A 17,145-nucleotide genomic window follows, 5' to 3' on the forward strand; every position below is an offset into this window, starting at 1 on the left:
TGGAGCGAGCACTTCGACCGGAACGATTCGCGCCTCGATCAGTAGTCATCGACATCCTCCTTGTGAGTGAATGCCGATGCGGCGGTCCGGCGCCCTGGGGACCTCTGTACTCAAGCATGGGCCTCTCCGTCCGCAAGTCGCGCGGCGAGCCCTGGCGTCGATTCCGCAGGCGCCTGCGCGGGGCTGTCGCGTCGGATGCGGAACCAAGCCGCGTACAGCGCAGGCACGAAGACGAGGGTCAGGGCCGTGGCCACTACCAGGCCACCCATAATCGCAATTGCCATCGGGCCCCAGAAGACGCTGCGCGTGAGCGGGATCATCGCCAGAACTGCCGCAGCCGCTGTCAGCACCACCGGGCGCGAGCGTCGCACCGTTGCCTCGACGATGGCGACCCAGGGCGCAAGGCCGCGCGCGATGTCCTGGTCGATCTGGTCGACCAGGATGATCGAGTTGCGCATGATCATGCCGCTCAATGCGATCACACCGAGCAGCGCGACGAAGCCGAACGGGGCATTGAACAGCAGTAACGCCGGCACCACGCCGATCAGCGCCAGCGGCGCCGTCATGAACACCATGAAGAGGCGCGAGAAGCTTTGCAGCTGGATCATCAGCAGCGTCAACATCACTGCAAACATCGCGGGAAACACGGCGAACAGCGCCTCGTTGGCCTTGTCGCTCTCTTCGATCGCGCCGCCTTCTTCGATGCGGTAGCCCACCGGCAGGCTGTCGATGATCGGCTTGAGCGACGGCCGGATCTTCGCCGTGGCGTCGGGCCCCTGAACGCCATCGACGACGTCGCTGCGCACGGTGAGTGCCATGTCGCGGTTGCGCCGCCACAGCACCGGCTCTTCAAAGCCCGGCTCGACCCGCGCCACCTGCGAAAGCGGCAAGGTGACGCCGCTGCGCGTGAACAATTGAAGATCGCCTAGTTGGCCAATGCGCTTGCGCTCGTCGGGTATCGCCCGCACGATCACGTCCACGAGTTCCTCGCCGCGACGGATCTGCGTTGCCGGCGCTCCCTCCAGCGCGGTCTGCACCAGGCCCTGGACGTCGGCCGTGGACAGGCCCAGCAGCCGCGCCTTGTCCTGGTCGACGTGGACCTGCATCGAGCGGACCTGCTCGTTCCAGTCGAGTTGCGTGTCGCGTACCAGCGGGCTCTGGCGTACCGTATCGCGCACGCGGTAGGCGATCTCGCGCACCTGCGCCTTGTCCGGGCCGATGACGCGCAACTGCACCGGGAAGCCCACCGGCGGGCCGAACTCCAGACGCTGCACGCGCGCCCTGACATCGGGGAAGGCCTCATCCTTGTCGAAGAGTTCCATCAGACGAGCGCGCACGCGCTCGCGCTGTTCAATCCCTGCCGTCTTGATGACAAACTGGGCGAACCCGGGGTTGGGCAGTTCCGGTTGGATCGACAGATAAAAGCGCGGCGTACCAGCGCCGGTGTACGCCGTGAAGAACTCGATGTCCGGGTCCTTGGACAGCTCGGCTTCCAGCAGCTTCACCTGATGCTCGGTGGCGGCGAAGGACGCGCCCTCGCGCAGCCGCAGGTCGACAAGCAACTCCGGCCGCGACGCTGTCGGGAAGAACTGCTGCTGTACCTTCAGCATGCCGGCACCGGCCACGGCGAAGACCAGCACCGTGATGGCCAGGACCCAGGCTCGGTGCTGCACCGCCCAGTCGACGATGCCGCGCAGCCGTCGGTAGACCGGCCGGTCATAGGGGTCGTGGTGGTTGCCGTGTTCATGTCGGCTCGCCAGGTTCTTCGGCAGCAGCATCACCCCCAGATACGGCGTGAAGACCACCGCCACCAGCCAGGACAGGATCAGCGCCGTACCGACGATCCAGAAAATGCCGCCCGCGTATTGGCCGGCAATCGACTTGGCGAAGCCCACCGGCATGAAGCCGGCGGCCGTGACCAGCGTGCCGGTCAGCATCGGAAACGCCGTGGAGGTGTAGGCGTAAGTGGCCGCGCGCAGGCGGTCCCAACCCTCCTCCAGTTTTACCACCATCATCTCGACGGCGATGATGGCGTCGTCCACCAGCAGGCCCAGCGCGATGATCAACGCCCCGAGCGAGATGCGGTCGAGGTTCCAGCCGGCGGCATGCATCACGGCGGCGACTAGCGCGAGCACCAGGGGCACCGATGCGGCGACCACGATGCCGGTGCGCCAGCCCAGGAACAGGAAGGACACGGCCAGCACGATGGCCAGCGCCTCCAGGAAGGAGCGCTCGAACTCCCAGACCGACTCGGCCACCACGCGCGGCTGGTCGGCGTACTGCTGGATCTCGACCCCTGCCGGCACCTCTTGCCTGATCTGGTCGAGCCGCTGCTCCAGCGCCTTGCCGAAGTCCAGCACATTGCCGTTTTGCTGCATGGTCACGCCGATGGCCAGGACCGGCACGCCGTTGTGACGGATGCTGAAGCTGGGCGGGTCCTCATAGCCGGTGCGCACGGTGGCGATGTCGGCCATTCGCAGCAGCCGACCACCGACTTCCAACGTCACGTTGGCAACGTCCGCGGTGCTCTTGAGCCCGCCGTCCACGCGCACCTGCACACGGTCGTGCGCGGCATCGGCCGAACCGGCGGGCGTCACGAGGTTCTGGCGCGCCAGTGCGTCGAACACCGCCGTCGGCGCGATGCCGAGTGAGGCCAGGCGCCGCGTCGACAACTCCACGTACACCCGCTCGGCCTGCTTGCCCAGCACGTCCACCTTGGCGGCGCCGGGCACACTCTGGAGGCGGCGCTTCACGTCCTCCGTCAGGGCCAGCAGCTCGGCCATCGACAAGTCATGAGCGCTCAACGCATACAGCACGCTGTAGCGATCGTTGTACTCGTCGTTGAAGAACGGCCCGCGCACGCCCTCGGGGAACTCCTGGCGCGTGTCGCCGATCTTCTTGCGCACCTGGTACCACGCGTTCTCCAGTTCTTCCTTGCTGCTGCCGCCCTTCATCCACAGCGTGATGCCGCCGTAGCCCTGGCGCGAAAAGCTGCGCACGTAGTCGAAGTGATCCAGCTCCTGCAGGCGGCGCTCAATGCGGTTGAGCACCTGGTCCTGCACATCTTGCGCCGTGGCGCCGGGCCACACGACGATGGCGGTCATCTGCGGCACGTCAAAATTGGGATCCTCCAGCCGCCCGAGGCGGCTGAACGACAGGCTGCCGACGACGAGCGTCGCGATGATCAGGAACAGCACCATGGGCCGGTGCGTGACAGCCCATTCCGAAAGATTGAAGCGTTTCATGAACTGCTCTTGACCACAGGGGTTGCGGCGGATTCGGGGGGGCGCTCGACAGCGCGCACGGCAATGCCCGCATCGAGCTTCTGAGCGCCGACGCTGACGACCCTGCTGCCAGCGGCCAAGCCCGTGACCTGGACTGTGGCGTCATCGATGGCCACGACTCGGACCGGTGTGAGCACGAGGCCCGAACCATTGGCGTTCACCGTCCAAACGCCGGCGGGGCCGCTGCCCTTGACCAAGGCGCTCACGGGAAGCACTGCGGTCGCGGGGCCTGCATGCGGTGCCGACAGCGCCAAATGCATCGTGCTGCCAAGCGGCAGCGCAGCCACGGTCTCGTGCGATTCGGGCGCGGCCGAATAGCGCGCGCGGTAGGTCCGGCCTTGCGGGCTGGCCTGCGGCGAAAGTTCGCGCAGCACGAGGCGGACCTGCGATGTCGGGTCGTTCCAGGGGGCTGCCGTGGCTGTTAGGCTTCGTGCCCGGCCGACCCAGTCCTCAGGCAGCTCGGCGACGATCTCGCGGTCGCCATCGCGGGCCAGCGACAGCACGGGCTGGCCTTCCGCGACCACTTGGCCGCGCTCGAAGCTCAGCGTCGTGACGACGCCTGCGTAGGGCGCGACCAGCGCGGCGTACGCCTCGCGATTGCGCGCCAGCTCGAGCTGGCGGTTCGCTTGATCCAGGCGCGCCGCCGCGCCGTCGGCGCGCGCCTTCTGGCGCTCGTGATCGGCGGCGCCGACCGACCCGTCCGCCAGCAGCCGGCGAAAGCGCGCCTCATCGGAAGCGGCCTGCTGCGCGTCCACGGACGCGGCCAGCACCTGGTCCGCAGCCGCCTTCACGGCCAGTTGGTAGTCGGCCGGATCCAGACGGGCCAGAACCTGGCCAGCCTTGACACTGTCCCCGACTTCGACGAGTCGCTCGACCACCTTGCCTCCAGTCCGAAATCCCAGCTCGGTCTCCACACGGGCACGAACCACCGAGGTGAAGCTGCGGGTCTGCGCGGCGTTGGCCGGTGTCACGGTGGTCACGAAAACTGGTTTCACGGCGACGGCCGGTGCGGGCCGTTCGCTGCAGGCCGCCAGCAGCAGGCTGGCAACGGCGACGCTTGAAAGAGAGAGGGCGGGCAAGATCCTGTTCACTGGGACGTCCTTGCGGCAAGTGAAGTCACGTGGGTGCCGGGCTGCGTGATCGAGAACCCACCGCCCAGGGCTTTGAAGAGCTGTACGTCGGCCAGCGCCCGCTGCAGGCGGCTTTCCGACAAGGCCAGTTCGCTGGCCAGCACGGAGCGCTGCACGTCCAGCAGGGCCAGCAGGTCAATCTGTCCTTCGCGCTGCAACGACTCGGCACGCTGCAGCGAACGGCGGCGGTGTTCGACGGTGAGTGCGAGGGCCGCGTTGCGCTCGGCCTCCTGCGAGCGCACGAGCAGGCTGTCCTCCACTTCCTGGACTGCCACGAGCACCGCTTTCTGCCAGGCGAGCAGTGCTTCGTCGGCGCGCGCTGATTGCACGCGAACGCCCGCGTCGATGCGGCCGGCGTTGAAGACCGGCATCGCAAAGGCCAGCGCGACGTTGGAGAAGTGAGCCGGCGCGAGCTCGAGCGCGTTCAGCCGCAAGTCTTGGCGACCCACCAATGCGCTTAGGAACAGTTTGGGCCACCACTGGGCGCGGGCTTCGGCGGTGCGCAGCGCTTCGGCAGCGACACGCGCCTCGGCAGCGACCAGATCGGGGCGGCGCCTCAGCAGTTCGCTGGGCTGGCCCGCCGTGATGGCACGCGCCGCAGGCCACGCGAAGCCCTTGTCGTCGTCGAGGACGCGTACCGACGGGCTGCGGCCGAGCAGCACCGCTAGCTGGGTCTGCGTGATACCGACCAACATCCGGAGTGCTGGCACCTGAGCGTCCAGCGCGTCAGCTTCGGCGCGGGCACGGTCGTGGTCGAATGCGCTGGCTTGGCCTTCGCGCAGACGACTCTCCACTCGTGCGGCGGTCTGGCGCTGGGCATCGGCCAGGGCCGACACGATGTGCAGCCGCTCCTCGGCGCTGCGCAGCACGAAGTATTGGCGCGCAATCTCGCTGGCGATCAACAAGCGCGCGCCTTGCACTCCTGCAACCGCTGCCGTGTTGTCGGCCTGCGCCGCGTCACGGGCCGCGCGAACGCCCCCCGCTAAGTCGATTTCCCAGGCGACGTCGACGCCGACGCGCAGCGCTTGCGTGTCGGGCGTCCCTTGCTTTGCGGCCGCGGGCAGGCCGCTGCTGCTGCGCGATGCGGAGACCTGCACGCCCACCGTCGGCCACAGGCGGGAGGCCTGGGCATCGGCGCCCGCGCGAGCCTGGGCGACGCGCTGGAGCGCGATGGCGACGTCCTGGTTGGCGCCCAGCGCTTCCTCGATGAGCGAGGTGAGTGTGGGATCTTGCCAGGCGGCCCACCACTCAGGGCCCGCGGCCGCGCCTTGCGCCTGCACGTCATCGGAGTGGGCAAATGCAGTCGCGAGGGGCGCTGAAAGTGACGGCGGCTGGACGGCGGGCGTCGAGCACGCCGACAGCGCGACCGCTGCCGCCAGCACCGGGAGGCGGGTTGCCGCGGAGACCGATCTGCGGCGGCGGGAGGAGGAAGTCATGAGACGATGAATTGATGTACTTTCTAGTACAGTAATGTGGTTCAGATATAGTGAACTGTCAAGTACACTAAATTTGCCCATGTCCACCGACCCCGTTCCTGCTCCCAAGCCCCAGCGGGGGCGTCCGCGCGATCCCGAGCGCTGCAGGCGCATCTTGGAAGCCGCGCGAAACCACTTCAACGAGCATGGCTTGGAGCGTGCTAGCGTGGATGCCATCGCCGCGGACGCCGGTGTGTCCAAGATGACCGTCTATAGCAACTTCGGCTCCAAAGAGGGGCTGTTCCAGGCTGTCGTGCGCAACAGGACGGCGGCGGTGGTGGCTGAGACCCCGGGCGCCGAGGCGCTAGACCCGGACCAACCGGAGGAGGCGCTGATGGCGGTTGGCGCCCGGTTTCTTGCGCTGGCGCGCGGGGACGCCCTGGGCGCGATGCGCGCTGTCTATGGCGTCGCGGGCGTTCAACCGGAAACTTGCCGTGCGTTCTACAAGGAAGGCCCGGAGCGGGTGAACAGCGAGCTGGCCGCATACTTGCGCCGCGCCCACTCAGCGGGCACGCTCAACGTGCGGAACCCTCTTCAGGCAGCGGACTTGTTCCTGTCGATGTTCCTGGGCTCGGGGCACATCCGCGGACTGCTGAAGATTGAGATGCCGGATCCTCGAGAAAACAGGGCTCTTCTGCGCGAGGCTGTACGGGTCTTCATGGCAGCCTACGGCGTATAGGCGAGCAGGCGATCAAAATGCCTGCCTTTGCGGTTGCCCTTGGGCCTTAGTTCCCTGAGGCCTCTTGACGGCACGCCAAATGCAAAGCCGCCAGTTCAGCGATCACGGTGACTGACTTCATGGGGTCCACTTGCGTCTGTCCCGCAGCGCGGAGGCGCTCGTTAAGGTATGCATGAGGCAAGCGCCACAGACAAGCGGCCAGCTTCGACGGTGAGGCTACTGTTCTGGCCAGCGGCGCTTGGCGGTCGGTTTTGGCGGGAGCCGCCACTCAGGTGGTGAACCGCGAACGGCTCGAATCAGCCTCAACCGGTCAACCGTGACCCGGTCAACTTGGACCGGCACAGGTGGTCAAATCGACCGGAACCCACAGTGGGTTCTCGCCACCAGGTGGCCGCTCTGATTGGCGGGCCCGGCAGCATGGCCAGACCAGCCGCGATAGCACCGCCAAGGTTTAGACCAATCCTCCGTCTCCGAGCGAAATCGACGCGCCCCGGTGCTCTGGTGCTCTGGTGCTCTGGTCAGTTTGTCTAGACGGGAGTCCGTCGTGCGAAGGTTTGCATGACCGTTGACGCGTGGAGCGCGCTGACGGGCGGTGCAGTTTTGCGACAAGCTCAGTGCCGCTCAGGAAGCCACTAAGCGAATGCATGTTCGTAAGCGCTAAGAATCTGCGCATACGGAGGAACTAAACATGCCGTTCGAGCATCTGGATGATGGGCTCTATCTGATCAAGCAACGATCAGCCGCCAAGGGCGTTGATCACTTCGGAATCTTGGATGTCGGAAATCGACTAGAGATTCCGAATGTGTTCGGTGGCCAGCAACCTGTGGTTATTCATCAGACGCCGCCCCAACTCCAGTTGGCGTGGCTTCAACAAACCGGTCAATGGGATGTGCTGGGCCGCATTACGGACGAACGCGATGCCATCGATCGAATTCGCAAAGCGCATCAGAATCCTCGGTACAACCTTATCGGGCACAACTGCGAGCATTTCGCTCGCTATGTGGCAACGGGCAAGCGCGAGTCGCGTCAAGTACAGGTGGTCGCGGTGATTGCGGGCTTGGCTGCGCTTGCCTTCTCGCGATGAGAAGCAATCGCGGACTGTGGAGGTGTCCGCGCAAGAATGCTTTCGCTCAACATGCCTCACGCGTACCCGAAGTGCACGATGCGGTAGAGCCTTAGCGCCACGCCACCTCGTCGAACGGCGAGAAAGCCCATCAGGCCCCACCAAGTCAAGATGATCGCGATGAACGCCGTCGCAACGATCTGCTCCCGCTTGGCCGACTGGATGGCTTGCCGCCCTTCCGGCGAACCCATCAGCTCGCAAAGGACTGATATGTCGTAGCTGCTCACACTGGTAGCAGCAGCCTCCGTCAGATGATCCTTCTTGCACGCCGCTGCGGTGACCAAGGGGCCTGTTCGGCGTAGACGCTCGAGCCGCTGCGAGCCAGTTTCGTCGACGGCATACCACGTGTTGGTCTTGACGACCCTGATGCCAGCCAAGGTCGTTGTTCCGAACGCTGTGACAAGCAAGGCCAGCGACACGCTTAGGGAAGCGAAGATGGCCGTCGTGATGATCGCCCCTGGTCTAGGCGGTCTTCGATTGAAGCCGGGCAAGTTCACATTGAAGTGGTCTCCCGCTGCGCGAACCAAGTCCAGATCGATCCGTCGCTCCGTTGCCCAGTTGACAAGGCGTTCGGCGCACTCGGTCGTGGCCACCCTGATGCCGGTCAGGTGCCTGAAGCGCATGAGTGCGTCGCGATCGGCCAGGAACTTCGAGAGGAAGCCCGAGGGCTCCTCGGGCTTTCCTAACAGCAGCTGCCACAGGCGCGCCCTGAGCACATGGGTGGATCCAGTCCTGGCGCAGATCCAAAGAAGTCCACCAACGGCAAATAAGGCCGTAAAGATCACGTCCCAGCGGGACGACAGCCAAGCCAGCGCAGATTGGACCAGCGTGCTCAGTTCAGGTTGCATGAACTCGCTCCGAGGAAAGAACTGCAGCGGCAGCGGCCGCTGCATCGTTGACACGTTCTCGTGACAGGCAGGCTCAATGCACTAGATGTGGATCTGCCAGTTCTGCAGGAGCCACTGCCAGATGCGCTCGCGCGAGCGGACCGTCGATGGGAGATGAAGGCGGATCAGACGCTCAGCCTTCTGAGCGGTGGCTTTGGTCGCCGCCGGCCCTGGGTTCCAGGTATTGCCCGCGCAGAAGCGATTGATGAAGTAGAGGACCTCATATCCTTCGTGGCGGTTTAGCAGGACGCTGTCGGGTGCACCGGTGCGACGAGGGTCGTCTCCGGGCAGCGCGGTCCACGTGTAGTCCCGATACAGAAGGTCGTTCGCGGTGATGGTGGTCATAGCGGAAGTGGGTTGGGGCGCGGTGCTTTCATGGCGCCGCTATGAGCGGCCGCCCTCGTCGGCGGCCGCCTCTAGTTGATGACGAGGCAGATCAGTCGAACAACGACAGCTGCCCCGGGTGCGAGCGCCAGTGCTGGCACACCATTTCCCGCTTGCCGAGTCGCAAGCGGGTGTAGGCGTGCACGAAGACGCTCTTCACGCGTGCGTAAGCCATGCTTACCTCCTGTGAAGAAGGTGGCAGGGTTTTGGCTTGTCCCCAAGTCCTCAGTGCAGATACACTTCTGGTCGTCTCCCCAGACAAACCAGTGGACCTAGGTGAATGAGGTTTGACCCTGTTTCACCCCACTCGAGAGCCCGCAATCGGAACCGATTCGCGGGTTTTTTCGTTCAGCGCAGGTTGTCGAACAAGCCGATCTCCTTTTTCGCCTCGATCAATCCACGCTTCACCAAGTTTTCGATCCTGTAGCCAGCCGCTTGGGCGCTGGTGCCGCAGAGTTGGGCCAGCTCGTGCGCAGAACGCGCCTGCCTACAGATCTCGATCGGCATCATCAGCGCAGCCGTCAGCGAGTTGGCCTGCCACTCCGAGTCCTCATAGAACTTGTGCTGTCCAAGTGCAGCACCTCGATGGAGGGTGACCGCGTGCTTCAAGACGATGTGTGCAAGTTCATGCACCACGGTGCTACGAGCAAAGACTCCGTCCTTCGCCAGGCCCTCGTACACGTCCTCTCGCAGCACCACAATGTTCTGCTCGGGGATCGTGAAGGCGGCGCAGTCTTGCAACTCCTCCTTCTCCACATACATGTAGTTGTAGCCCGCCTTCGGCAGCGTCTGCTCAAGTACCCGCATGCAGTCGATGGCGGAGCCATCACGTCCTACACGCTTGAGCACAGGTAGGAGGGGCCGCAGCCCGTTCGCCACCTCCTCAAGCTTGTCGTAGCTCATCGCTGCGACCTTCAGGCCCTTTGGCGTGCGACCGCCGCGGCCCGCATTGCCAAGCGTTGTCATTTGCTGCGCCCTTTCTTCTCAATCCAGTTGCGAATCTCAGGGGTCGGCGCGTCGCCCTCCTGCAAGCGACGGGCAAACGCAGCTACCAAGCCGCGAGCGTCGGGCGACAACGAGTCCATCGCGATGATGTCCTTGGAGCGCCCGGCTGCAGCTTCCAACGTGGCCAGTTCCTCGGCGCTGGCTTTACCGGCGAAGAAAGCGAGCGCGCCCTGAATGTGCTTGTCGGTGAGTCGGCGTTCGCCGTACTCGATGCCACTGAGATACGACGAACTGATCTGCAGAGCTTCCGCCATGGCCTTGAGCGACGCGTCGTACCTCATACGAAGCAGCCGGACTGCCTCGCCGAAAGGTGTGAGCTTCATGGACGATCCTTGGAAAAAAATGAACGGTGGAACAACTGGGACCCACTCTACCTTGTATTCACAAAGTTGTGAACATCTTCCGTGAAGAACTTCTCTTGACGGCGAAATGAGTGTGTGCGCACACTCTGAGAAAAGTTTAAAGATTCTTCATGGCCATTCTTCGGCGGTAGGCATCGCCGCGGTCACAGCGGCCACCGCCATGCACGGGAGTTCAGAGTTGGACGGCGAAAGTTCAGAGTTAAAGGACTTTCGACACCGGCACCCCGCTTGCCCACGCCTTTGCGCGCGGCCTTGGCTAGCCGAGCATCGATCCATTCCAGAAACGCATAACCCCAGCAAGCGTTGGAGTTACGGCGTGATTACATTGGAACCAGTGTTCGGCGAAGCACCACGCTGAGGCGCGGCATTGGGTCAGCTCCGCGGTCTCCTCCTCTGAAAAACAGGGGCGGGAGCCACCGGAACGGAGCTGACCCAATTCCGCTTTTCATATCCTCAAATTGGGAACCGCCATGAACCAACCCGTAATGGAAGGCTTGCGCCTGAACGTACCGGCTTACGTCAAACACCAGCGTCTCGTCGCCTGGGTCGCCGAGATCGCCGCCCTCACCGAGGCGAAGGACGTCTACTGGTGCGACGGCAGCCAGGCCGAGTACGACCGCCTGTGCCAGCAGCTCGTCGATGCCGGCACCTTCCAGAAGCTGAACCCGGCCAAGCGCCCGGGCAGCTACCTCGCGTGGAGCGATCCGAGCGACGTCGCCCGCGTCGAGGACCGCACCTTCATCTGCACGAAGAACAAGCTCGACGCCGGTCCCACGAACAATTGGATGGAACCTGCCGAGATGCGCGCGCTGCTGCAGAACGGCGACAACGCGCTGTTCCGCGGCGCCATGCGCGGACGCACCCTGTACGTCGTGCCGTTCTCGATGGGCCCGATCGGCTCCCCGATCGCCCACATCGGCGTCGAGCTGTCCGACAGCCCCTATGTCGCCGTGAACATGCGCATCATGACTCGCATGGGTCGCGCGGTGCTGGACACGCTGGGTGACAACGGCGAGTTCGTCCCTTGCGTCCACACCGTCGGCGCGCCGCTCGAAGCCGGTCAGGCCGACGTCAAGTGGCCTTGCAACAAGACGAAGTACATCGTCCACTACCCTGAGACCCGCGAGATCTGGTCCTACGGCTCCGGCTACGGCGGCAACGCGCTGCTGGGCAAGAAGTGCTTCGCGCTGCGCATCGCGTCGACGATGGGTCGCGATCAGGGTTGGCTGGCGGAGCACATGCTCGTCCTGGGCGTGACCTCGCCCGAAGGCAAGAAGCACCACGTCGCCGCCGCCTTCCCCAGCGCCTGCGGCAAGACCAACTTCGCGATGCTGATCCCGCCCACCGGCTTCGAAGGCTGGAAGGTCACCACCATCGGCGACGACATCGCCTGGATCAAGCCCGGCAAGGATGGCCGCCTCTACGCGATCAACCCGGAAGCCGGCTATTTCGGCGTCGCCCCGGGCACCAACGTGCAGACCAACCCGAACTGCATGGCCAGCCTGGACAAGGACGTCATCTTCACCAACGTCGCGCTGACCGACGACGGCGACGTCTGGTGGGAAGGCATGACCGACACGCCGCCGGCCCATCTGGTCGACTGGCAGGGCAAGGACTGGACCCCGGCGATCGCCAAGGAAACCGGCGCCAAGGCCGCCCACCCGAACGCCCGCTTCACCGTCGCCGCGACCAACAACCCGGCGCTGGACGCCGAGTGGGACAACCCCGCCGGCGTGCCGATCGACGCGTTCATCTTCGGCGGCCGCCGCTCGACGACCGTGCCGCTGGTGACCGAGGCCCGCGACTGGACCGAAGGCGTCTACATGGCCGCGACCATGGGCTCCGAGACCACCGCCGCGGCCGCCGGCCAGCAGGGCGTCGTGCGCCGCGACCCGTTCGCGATGCTGCCCTTCATGGGCTACAACATGGCGGACTATTTCCAGCACTGGCTGACGCTGGGCGCCAAGCTGGCCCAGTCCGGCGCCAAGCTGCCGGCCATCTTCTGCGTCAACTGGTTCCGCAAAGGCGCCGACGGCAAGTTCGTCTGGCCCGGCTACGGCGAGAACATGCGCGTGCTGAAGTGGATGCTCGAGCGCGTCGACGGCCAGGGTCAGGGCGTCGAGCACGCCTTCGGTACCAGCCCGCGCTACGAGGACCTGAACTGGCAAGGCCTGGCCTTCACGCCGGAACAGTACAAGACCGTCACCCACATCTCGAACGAGGACTGGGCGACGGAGCTGAAGCTTCACGACGAACTGTTCGTCCAACTGGCCCAAGGCCTGCCGGCGGAATTGCCCGCCACCAAGGCCAAGATCGAACAGCGTCTGGCCCAGGCCTGATCGTTCCCCGAATTCCACCCGGCGACCGCCTCGGAAGAGGCGGGTCCGGGGAAGCCCGAAAAGGCAAAGCCCGCTCGAAGTGATTCGAAGCGGGCTTTTCTTTTGCTTAGTCCGAGTGCGATGTCTAATGAGAGCCTGCGCTCACATCACACCGTCTCCGGACCAGCGACCGGGCCCATACGGCGCCCGGCGGGGTCGGCTGATCAGCCGTTACGACGGGCGTTCGCGGCGCGCAGCTCAGCGGCGAAGGAGGGCATGCTCTCTTCGTACTGGGCGGCGAGGGCCAGGATCTCGCGCTCGGCGCGAGCCATCTTGGCGGACTCGATGCGGGCCTTGACGTTCGTGATCGTACGGGCCCAGACGCGGGCACCGATGGTGGCGAACGTGCCGCCGCGACGCACCGTGCGGCTCAGCGGAAGACCGAAGGTTTGGGTAGCGACGCTCATGGCGATTTCCTTTGATTGGCTTGTTGGGTCGGCTCTGTAGAACCGATGAGCGAACTATAGGGTTTCCCCTAGGCATGCCGCCAATGAAAGATGAGCATCGAATGTATAAACAGCGTGCATATCATTGGGCGGATCGCGTTCAACCCGTGATGGCCGTCACGCCGCCCCGCGCCGAGTGCCAAGGAATGCGCAAGCTGGGGCCACGATGACCTGTTTGAGGGCCTTCTTCGTCCCGTTGCGCCACCGCCACCTCCGCGCGTCTTCCGTGAAAAAGTGCCTTCCATGAGCTTCCGGAACCTCGATCTGAACCTGTTGAAGGTGTTCGACGCCGTGATGGCCGAGCGCTCCATGACGCGCGCCGCGGAGCGCTTGTCGATGACGCAACCGGCGGTCAGCCATGCGCTGAAGCGGCTGCGCGAGGCGCTCGGCGAGGACCTGTTCGTGCGCCAGGCCTTCGGGATGAAGCCGACATCGCGGGCGGAAGGGCTCTGGCCGGACGTCCGTTCGGCGCTGACGCGACTGCGCGTGGCGCTGGATCCCGGCGACTACCAGCCGACGTCGGAGGAATACACCTTCCGCCTCGCCATGGCCGACGCGACGGCCGCGCTGATCCTGCCGCCGCTGATGCAGCAGCTGGAGCGCATGCGGGCCCTGGCCAACGTCCACGTGCTGCCGCTGACGACCCGCGACCCGCGCCTGCTGCTGGAACAGGGCGAGACGGATTTCGCGCTCGGCTACTTCCCGAACGCGGTCGCCGCGCTGAAGGGGCAGGGCGACATGGCGGCGATCCGGCAGCAGCGGCTGTACGACTCGTACTACGTCTGCGTGATGCGGCGCGGCCATCCGCTGGCCGACCAGGAGCTGACGCTCGACGCCTTCTGCCAGGCGCATCACCTGCTGGTGAGCTTCTCGGGTCGGCCCTACGGCTTCGTCGACGAGGCGCTGGCGGCGCTCAAGCGCAGCCGCAGGATCGCGCTGACCGTCAACCAATTCTTCACCGCCGGCCGCGTGGTGGCGCATTCCGACCTGCTGACGGTGCTGCCGCAGTCCTTCATCAGCGCCACCGGCTACCAGGAGGCGCTGATCTACCGGCCGCTGCCGATGCCGCTGTCGCCGGTGCACGTCGACGTGCTCTGGCACCTGCGCAACGAGGACCGCAGCGCCCAGCGCTGGATGCGTGAACGGCTGATCGACGCGGTGCGGCCGCCGTCCGTCGACACCCCTGCCGACGCGACCGGCGACAATCGCGCCCCATGAGCATTGCCCACGACCTTTCCGACGCCGAGTTCGACGAACTCGACGAACTCCTCGCCATCACGCCCGAGCCGCTCGAGCCGCTGGACGCCTCGATGCTGGACGGCTACCTGGCCAGCGTGCTGGTGCAGCCCCGCCTGATCCCGATCGAGGAATGGCTGCCGCCGATCTTCGACTACGAAGGCCGCGCGCTGCCCGACGACATCGACCCCGCCTGGCTGGCGCGCATCCGCTCGCTGGTGGAGCGCCGCTTCGCCTCGCTGAACCAGAGCATGCTGGAGCAGGGCTGGTTCTACCCGGTGGTGCTGGACCTGGAGGCCGAAGAAGCGGCTGCGGAAGACGGCGAAGCCCCCGCCGAGGGCGCCGCGGAGGCTTCTGCCGACGCCGCCGTCGACGCCGTGGCTGAAGAGCCCGTCGATCCGGACGCGCCGCAGTTGCCCGAAGACCCGATCACCCAGGCGTTGCTGCCGTGGGTCGGCGGCTTCGAGTACGCCGCGGTGACCTTCCCCGACCTGCATGAGCAGGCCGACGACAACATCAACGCGCTGCTGGCGCGCCTGTATCGCCATCTGCCGGCCGAGACGCCGGAAGAGGTGGAGATCGTCGAGCTGTTGAACGAGGAGCATCCGCTCAAGAACATCGACGAGGCCATCGAAGACCTGATCCTGACCGTCGTCGACTTGCAGGAAGCGACGGAGCAGCAGCGCTACCACGTCGAGCAGGTGCGCCGCGACACGCCCAAGCTGGGTCGCAACGATCCGTGCCACTGCGGCTCGGGCAAGAAGTTCAAGAACTGCCACGGCGCGGCCTGATCGCCGCTGATCGTTGCGCTGCTCCCAGGCAGCGGTAGAGACTTCCGACGCCGGCCCTTGTGCCGGCGTTTTTCATGCTCAGCCGCCGGTCGCGAAATCGGCGACCGACACCGTGCGCAACGCGTTTTCCAGCAACGCGACATCGCCGCCGAGCAGCCGGCTGGCCTCGCGCGCGGCGCCGAGCACGGCGCGGCAGGCGACCAGCATCGTCTCCGGCGGCGACAGCCGCACGCGCGGTCCGGAGAGGGCGATCGCGCCCTGCACGCGCCCGTCGATGGCCCACACCGGCGCGGCGACCGAGGCCGTATCCGGCTCGCGCTCGCCATAGGAGGCGGCCCATCCGCGTTCGCGGATGGCCGAGAGGCCCTCGCCCCGATCGCTCAAGGCGCCCGAGAACGCGCACAGCACCTTGCCCGACGCGCCCTGGTGCAGCGCGTACTGCTGCCCCACTGCCACCGCCGCGCGCACCGAGCGCGCCGGCTCCCAGCGATAGAGCGCGATCCGCGCCTCGCCATGACGGACGTAGAAGGACGCGGTCTCGCCCGTGTCGGTGCTGAGCTGCTTGAGCAGCGGTTCCACGATCGGCCCGACATGGAACGAGCGCTGGTAGATCGTCGCCAGGCGCAGCGGCGCGGGTCCGATCGCGTACTGGCCGTCCGGCAGCCGCCGCACGAAGCCGCCGTGCTCCAGCGCGGCCAGCAGCCGCAGCACGGTGCTCTTGTAGAGGCCCGTGCGCCGCGACAGCTCCGCCAGCGACAGGGCGTCGTCGTCCTGGCCGAACGCGCCCAGCAGCGCGAACGCGCGATCGAGCACGGCCACGCCGCTCGATGCGGCGGTGCTGTCGGCGGTATCGGAAGAGGAGTCGTCGTTGTCGGCCACGGGTAATCCCTGGTCTCTTGCCTGGTGAGACGTCCTACAGTTCTATCAAACAAACCGACGTTCTGCTAGATAGAACAAACACGGAGACGCGACATGACGCAGTTCCTGATCCGGGGCACCGCCTTCACCTTGATGGCCGCAGCGAGCGCAGGCATGACCGCCACGGCGGCGCAGGCCGCCGATGCGGCGTTCCCGACGCAGCCCATCAAGCTGATCGTGCCCTTCCCGCCGGGCGGTGGAACCGACATCGTGTCGCGGCTGATCCTCGAGAAGGTGCGCGAGGACACCGGCTGGACCTTCGTCGCGGACAACAAGGCAGGCGCCGGCGGCAACATCGGGCTGGACGCCGTCGCCAAGAGCAAGGCCGACGGCTACACGCTGGGCATGGGCCAGACCGCCAACCTGGCGATCAACCCGACGCTCTATCCCAAGATGCCCTACGACGCGGCCAAGGCGTTCACGCCGGTCGCGCTGGTGGCTGGGCAGCCGGTGGTGCTGGTGGTCTCGTCGTCCTCGAGCTTCAAGACCGTGGGCGATCTCGTTGCCGCCGCCAAGGCAAAACCTGGCACCTTGACCATGGCCTCCGCCGGCAATGGCACGGTGGGCCATCTGACGGGGGAGCTGTTCTCCAGGCAGGCCGCCATCCAGGTGACCCACATCCCCTACAAGGGGGCCGGCCCGGCGGCGACGGATCTGCTCGGCGGGCAGGTCGATTACTACTTCGCGACGCCGCAGACGGTCGTGCCCTTCATCAAGGCCGGCAAGCTGCGCGCGCTGGCGATCAGTTCCGCCGCGCGGCTGCCGGTGCTGCCCGACGTGCCCACGGTGGCGGAGAGCGGCTTCAAGGGCTTCGACACCTCGGACTGGAAGATGATCGTCGCGCCTGCCGGCACGCCGGCAGCAGTCGTGACACGGATGAACGCGCAGGTGCAGAAGGCGCTCTCGAAGGCGGCCATGATCGGGCAGCTGCAGTCCGAAGGCAGCGTGCCGATGGCCGGCACGCCGCAGCAGGCCGCGCAGTTCCTGCTGCGCGAGCAGAAGCGTTGGGGCGACGTGGTGCGCAGCGGCAACGTCAAGGTCGACTGA

General features: G+C 65.9%; 16 protein-coding genes. 6 read left to right on the forward strand and 10 right to left on the reverse strand.

All coding sequences use genetic code 11. The features are described 5' to 3' along the window. Nucleotides 1–110 precede the first annotated feature (110 nt). From AC07PR_RS22220 to AC07PR_RS22230, 3 genes are read right to left on the reverse strand one after another with little or no spacing between them, the layout of a single operon-like run. On the reverse strand, nt 111–3,245 hold the full coding sequence (locus AC07PR_RS22220; RefSeq protein ID WP_495136597.1) for an efflux RND transporter permease subunit: 3,135 nt from the start codon (nt 3,243–3,245) through the stop codon (nt 111–113). Beyond that, nucleotides 3,242–4,375, reverse strand: coding sequence for an efflux RND transporter periplasmic adaptor subunit (locus tag AC07PR_RS22225; protein ID WP_495136598.1), 1,134 nt, complete (start codon nt 4,373–4,375; stop codon nt 3,242–3,244). Before AC07PR_RS22225 ends, AC07PR_RS22220 begins: the two co-directional genes overlap by 4 nt. Beyond that, a complete protein-coding gene (locus tag AC07PR_RS22230; RefSeq protein WP_495136599.1) occupies nt 4,372–5,850 on the reverse strand; it encodes an efflux transporter outer membrane subunit in 1,479 nt (492 codons plus the stop codon). The genes AC07PR_RS22225 and AC07PR_RS22230 overlap by 4 nt, the downstream gene beginning before the upstream one ends. Nucleotides 5,851–5,929: 79 nt before the next feature. Between AC07PR_RS22230 and AC07PR_RS22235 the strand changes: the two genes are divergently transcribed. Beyond that, complete coding sequence (locus tag AC07PR_RS22235) at nt 5,930–6,568, forward strand: TetR/AcrR family transcriptional regulator (protein WP_495136600.1); 639 nt, start codon at nt 5,930–5,932, stop codon at nt 6,566–6,568. A gap of 688 nt (nt 6,569–7,256) precedes the next feature. Continuing rightward, nucleotides 7,257–7,652, forward strand: coding sequence for a hypothetical protein (locus AC07PR_RS22240; RefSeq protein ID WP_495136601.1), 396 nt, complete (start codon nt 7,257–7,259; stop codon nt 7,650–7,652). Nucleotides 7,653–7,708: 56 nt separating this feature from the next. Here AC07PR_RS22240 and AC07PR_RS22245 read toward each other — a convergent pair whose 3' ends face one another. From AC07PR_RS22245 to AC07PR_RS22265, 5 genes are all read right to left on the reverse strand, one after another. After that, on the reverse strand, nt 7,709–8,539 hold the full coding sequence (locus AC07PR_RS22245; protein WP_495136602.1) for a DUF6216 family protein: 831 nt from the start codon (nt 8,537–8,539) through the stop codon (nt 7,709–7,711). Nucleotides 8,540–8,620: 81 nt separating this feature from the next. Further along, complete coding sequence (locus AC07PR_RS22250; RefSeq protein ID WP_495136603.1) at nt 8,621–8,923, reverse strand: hypothetical protein; 303 nt, start codon at nt 8,921–8,923, stop codon at nt 8,621–8,623. A gap of 91 nt (nt 8,924–9,014) precedes the next feature. Further along, nucleotides 9,015–9,137: a hypothetical protein gene (locus AC07PR_RS22255; RefSeq protein ID WP_495136604.1), complete on the reverse strand. Its 123-nt coding sequence runs from the start codon at nt 9,135–9,137 to the stop codon at nt 9,015–9,017. A gap of 173 nt (nt 9,138–9,310) precedes the next feature. Then, entirely contained in the window at nt 9,311–9,928 is a 618-nt protein-coding gene (locus tag AC07PR_RS22260; protein WP_495136605.1) for an ImmA/IrrE family metallo-endopeptidase, read from the reverse strand. Next, entirely contained in the window at nt 9,925–10,290 is a 366-nt protein-coding gene (locus AC07PR_RS22265) for a helix-turn-helix domain-containing protein (RefSeq protein ID WP_495136606.1), read from the reverse strand. The genes AC07PR_RS22260 and AC07PR_RS22265 overlap by 4 nt, the downstream gene beginning before the upstream one ends. A gap of 509 nt (nt 10,291–10,799) precedes the next feature. Here AC07PR_RS22265 and AC07PR_RS22270 point away from each other — a divergent pair. Next, nucleotides 10,800–12,668: a phosphoenolpyruvate carboxykinase (GTP) gene (locus AC07PR_RS22270; RefSeq protein WP_495136607.1), complete on the forward strand. Its 1,869-nt coding sequence runs from the start codon at nt 10,800–10,802 to the stop codon at nt 12,666–12,668. Between the two features lie 203 nt (nt 12,669–12,871). On the opposite strand, the gene AC07PR_RS22275 is transcribed toward AC07PR_RS22270, so the two are convergent. Further along, the gene (locus AC07PR_RS22275; RefSeq protein WP_067279865.1) at nt 12,872–13,114 is read right to left on the reverse strand and encodes a hypothetical protein; all 243 of its coding nucleotides are present in this window, start codon (nt 13,112–13,114) and stop codon (nt 12,872–12,874) included. 282 nt (nt 13,115–13,396) lie between these two features. On the opposite strand from AC07PR_RS22275, the gene AC07PR_RS22280 reads away from it, so the two are divergent. Both AC07PR_RS22280 and AC07PR_RS22285 read left to right on the forward strand, forming a co-directional pair. Beyond that, the gene (locus AC07PR_RS22280) at nt 13,397–14,371 is read left to right on the forward strand and encodes a LysR family transcriptional regulator (RefSeq protein ID WP_483108382.1); all 975 of its coding nucleotides are present in this window, start codon (nt 13,397–13,399) and stop codon (nt 14,369–14,371) included. Beyond that, complete coding sequence (locus AC07PR_RS22285; RefSeq protein ID WP_495136608.1) at nt 14,368–15,180, forward strand: UPF0149 family protein; 813 nt, start codon at nt 14,368–14,370, stop codon at nt 15,178–15,180. The genes AC07PR_RS22280 and AC07PR_RS22285 overlap by 4 nt, the downstream gene beginning before the upstream one ends. A gap of 78 nt (nt 15,181–15,258) precedes the next feature. On the opposite strand, the gene AC07PR_RS22290 is transcribed toward AC07PR_RS22285, so the two are convergent. Then, nucleotides 15,259–16,059: an IclR family transcriptional regulator gene (locus tag AC07PR_RS22290; protein WP_495136609.1), complete on the reverse strand. Its 801-nt coding sequence runs from the start codon at nt 16,057–16,059 to the stop codon at nt 15,259–15,261. A gap of 93 nt (nt 16,060–16,152) precedes the next feature. Here AC07PR_RS22290 and AC07PR_RS22295 point away from each other — a divergent pair, with 93 nt between their 5' ends. Then, nucleotides 16,153–17,145 (forward strand): Bug family tripartite tricarboxylate transporter substrate binding protein, encoded by a 993-nt coding sequence (locus AC07PR_RS22295; protein WP_495136610.1) that lies wholly within the window; start codon nt 16,153–16,155, stop codon nt 17,143–17,145.

Source organism: Roseateles sp. GW821-FHT09H11 (assembly GCF_059415845.1).

Excerpts from the sequence above, each read along its gene's own strand:
- AC07PR_RS22220 (WP_495136597.1), bottom strand. The coding sequence starts at position 3,245 with ATGAAACGCTTCAATCTTTCGGAATGGGCTGTCACGCACCGGCCCATG.
- AC07PR_RS22230 (WP_495136599.1), bottom strand. The coding sequence starts at position 5,850 with ATGACTTCCTCCTCCCGCCGCCGCAGATCGGTCTCCGCGGCAACCCGC.
- AC07PR_RS22235 (WP_495136600.1), top strand. The coding sequence starts at position 5,930 with ATGTCCACCGACCCCGTTCCTGCTCCCAAGCCCCAGCGGGGGCGTCCG.
- AC07PR_RS22240 (WP_495136601.1), top strand. The coding sequence starts at position 7,257 with ATGCCGTTCGAGCATCTGGATGATGGGCTCTATCTGATCAAGCAACGA.
- AC07PR_RS22245 (WP_495136602.1), bottom strand. The coding sequence starts at position 8,539 with ATGCAACCTGAACTGAGCACGCTGGTCCAATCTGCGCTGGCTTGGCTG.
- AC07PR_RS22250 (WP_495136603.1), bottom strand. The coding sequence starts at position 8,923 with ATGACCACCATCACCGCGAACGACCTTCTGTATCGGGACTACACGTGG.
- AC07PR_RS22255 (WP_495136604.1), bottom strand. The coding sequence starts at position 9,137 with ATGGCTTACGCACGCGTGAAGAGCGTCTTCGTGCACGCCTACACCCGC.
- AC07PR_RS22260 (WP_495136605.1), bottom strand. The coding sequence starts at position 9,928 with ATGACAACGCTTGGCAATGCGGGCCGCGGCGGTCGCACGCCAAAGGGC.
- AC07PR_RS22265 (WP_495136606.1), bottom strand. The coding sequence starts at position 10,290 with ATGAAGCTCACACCTTTCGGCGAGGCAGTCCGGCTGCTTCGTATGAGG.
- AC07PR_RS22270 (WP_495136607.1), top strand. The coding sequence starts at position 10,800 with ATGAACCAACCCGTAATGGAAGGCTTGCGCCTGAACGTACCGGCTTAC.
- AC07PR_RS22275 (WP_067279865.1), bottom strand. The coding sequence starts at position 13,114 with ATGAGCGTCGCTACCCAAACCTTCGGTCTTCCGCTGAGCCGCACGGTG.
- AC07PR_RS22280 (WP_483108382.1), top strand. The coding sequence starts at position 13,397 with ATGAGCTTCCGGAACCTCGATCTGAACCTGTTGAAGGTGTTCGACGCC.
- AC07PR_RS22285 (WP_495136608.1), top strand. The coding sequence starts at position 14,368 with ATGAGCATTGCCCACGACCTTTCCGACGCCGAGTTCGACGAACTCGAC.
- AC07PR_RS22295 (WP_495136610.1), top strand. The coding sequence starts at position 16,153 with ATGACGCAGTTCCTGATCCGGGGCACCGCCTTCACCTTGATGGCCGCA.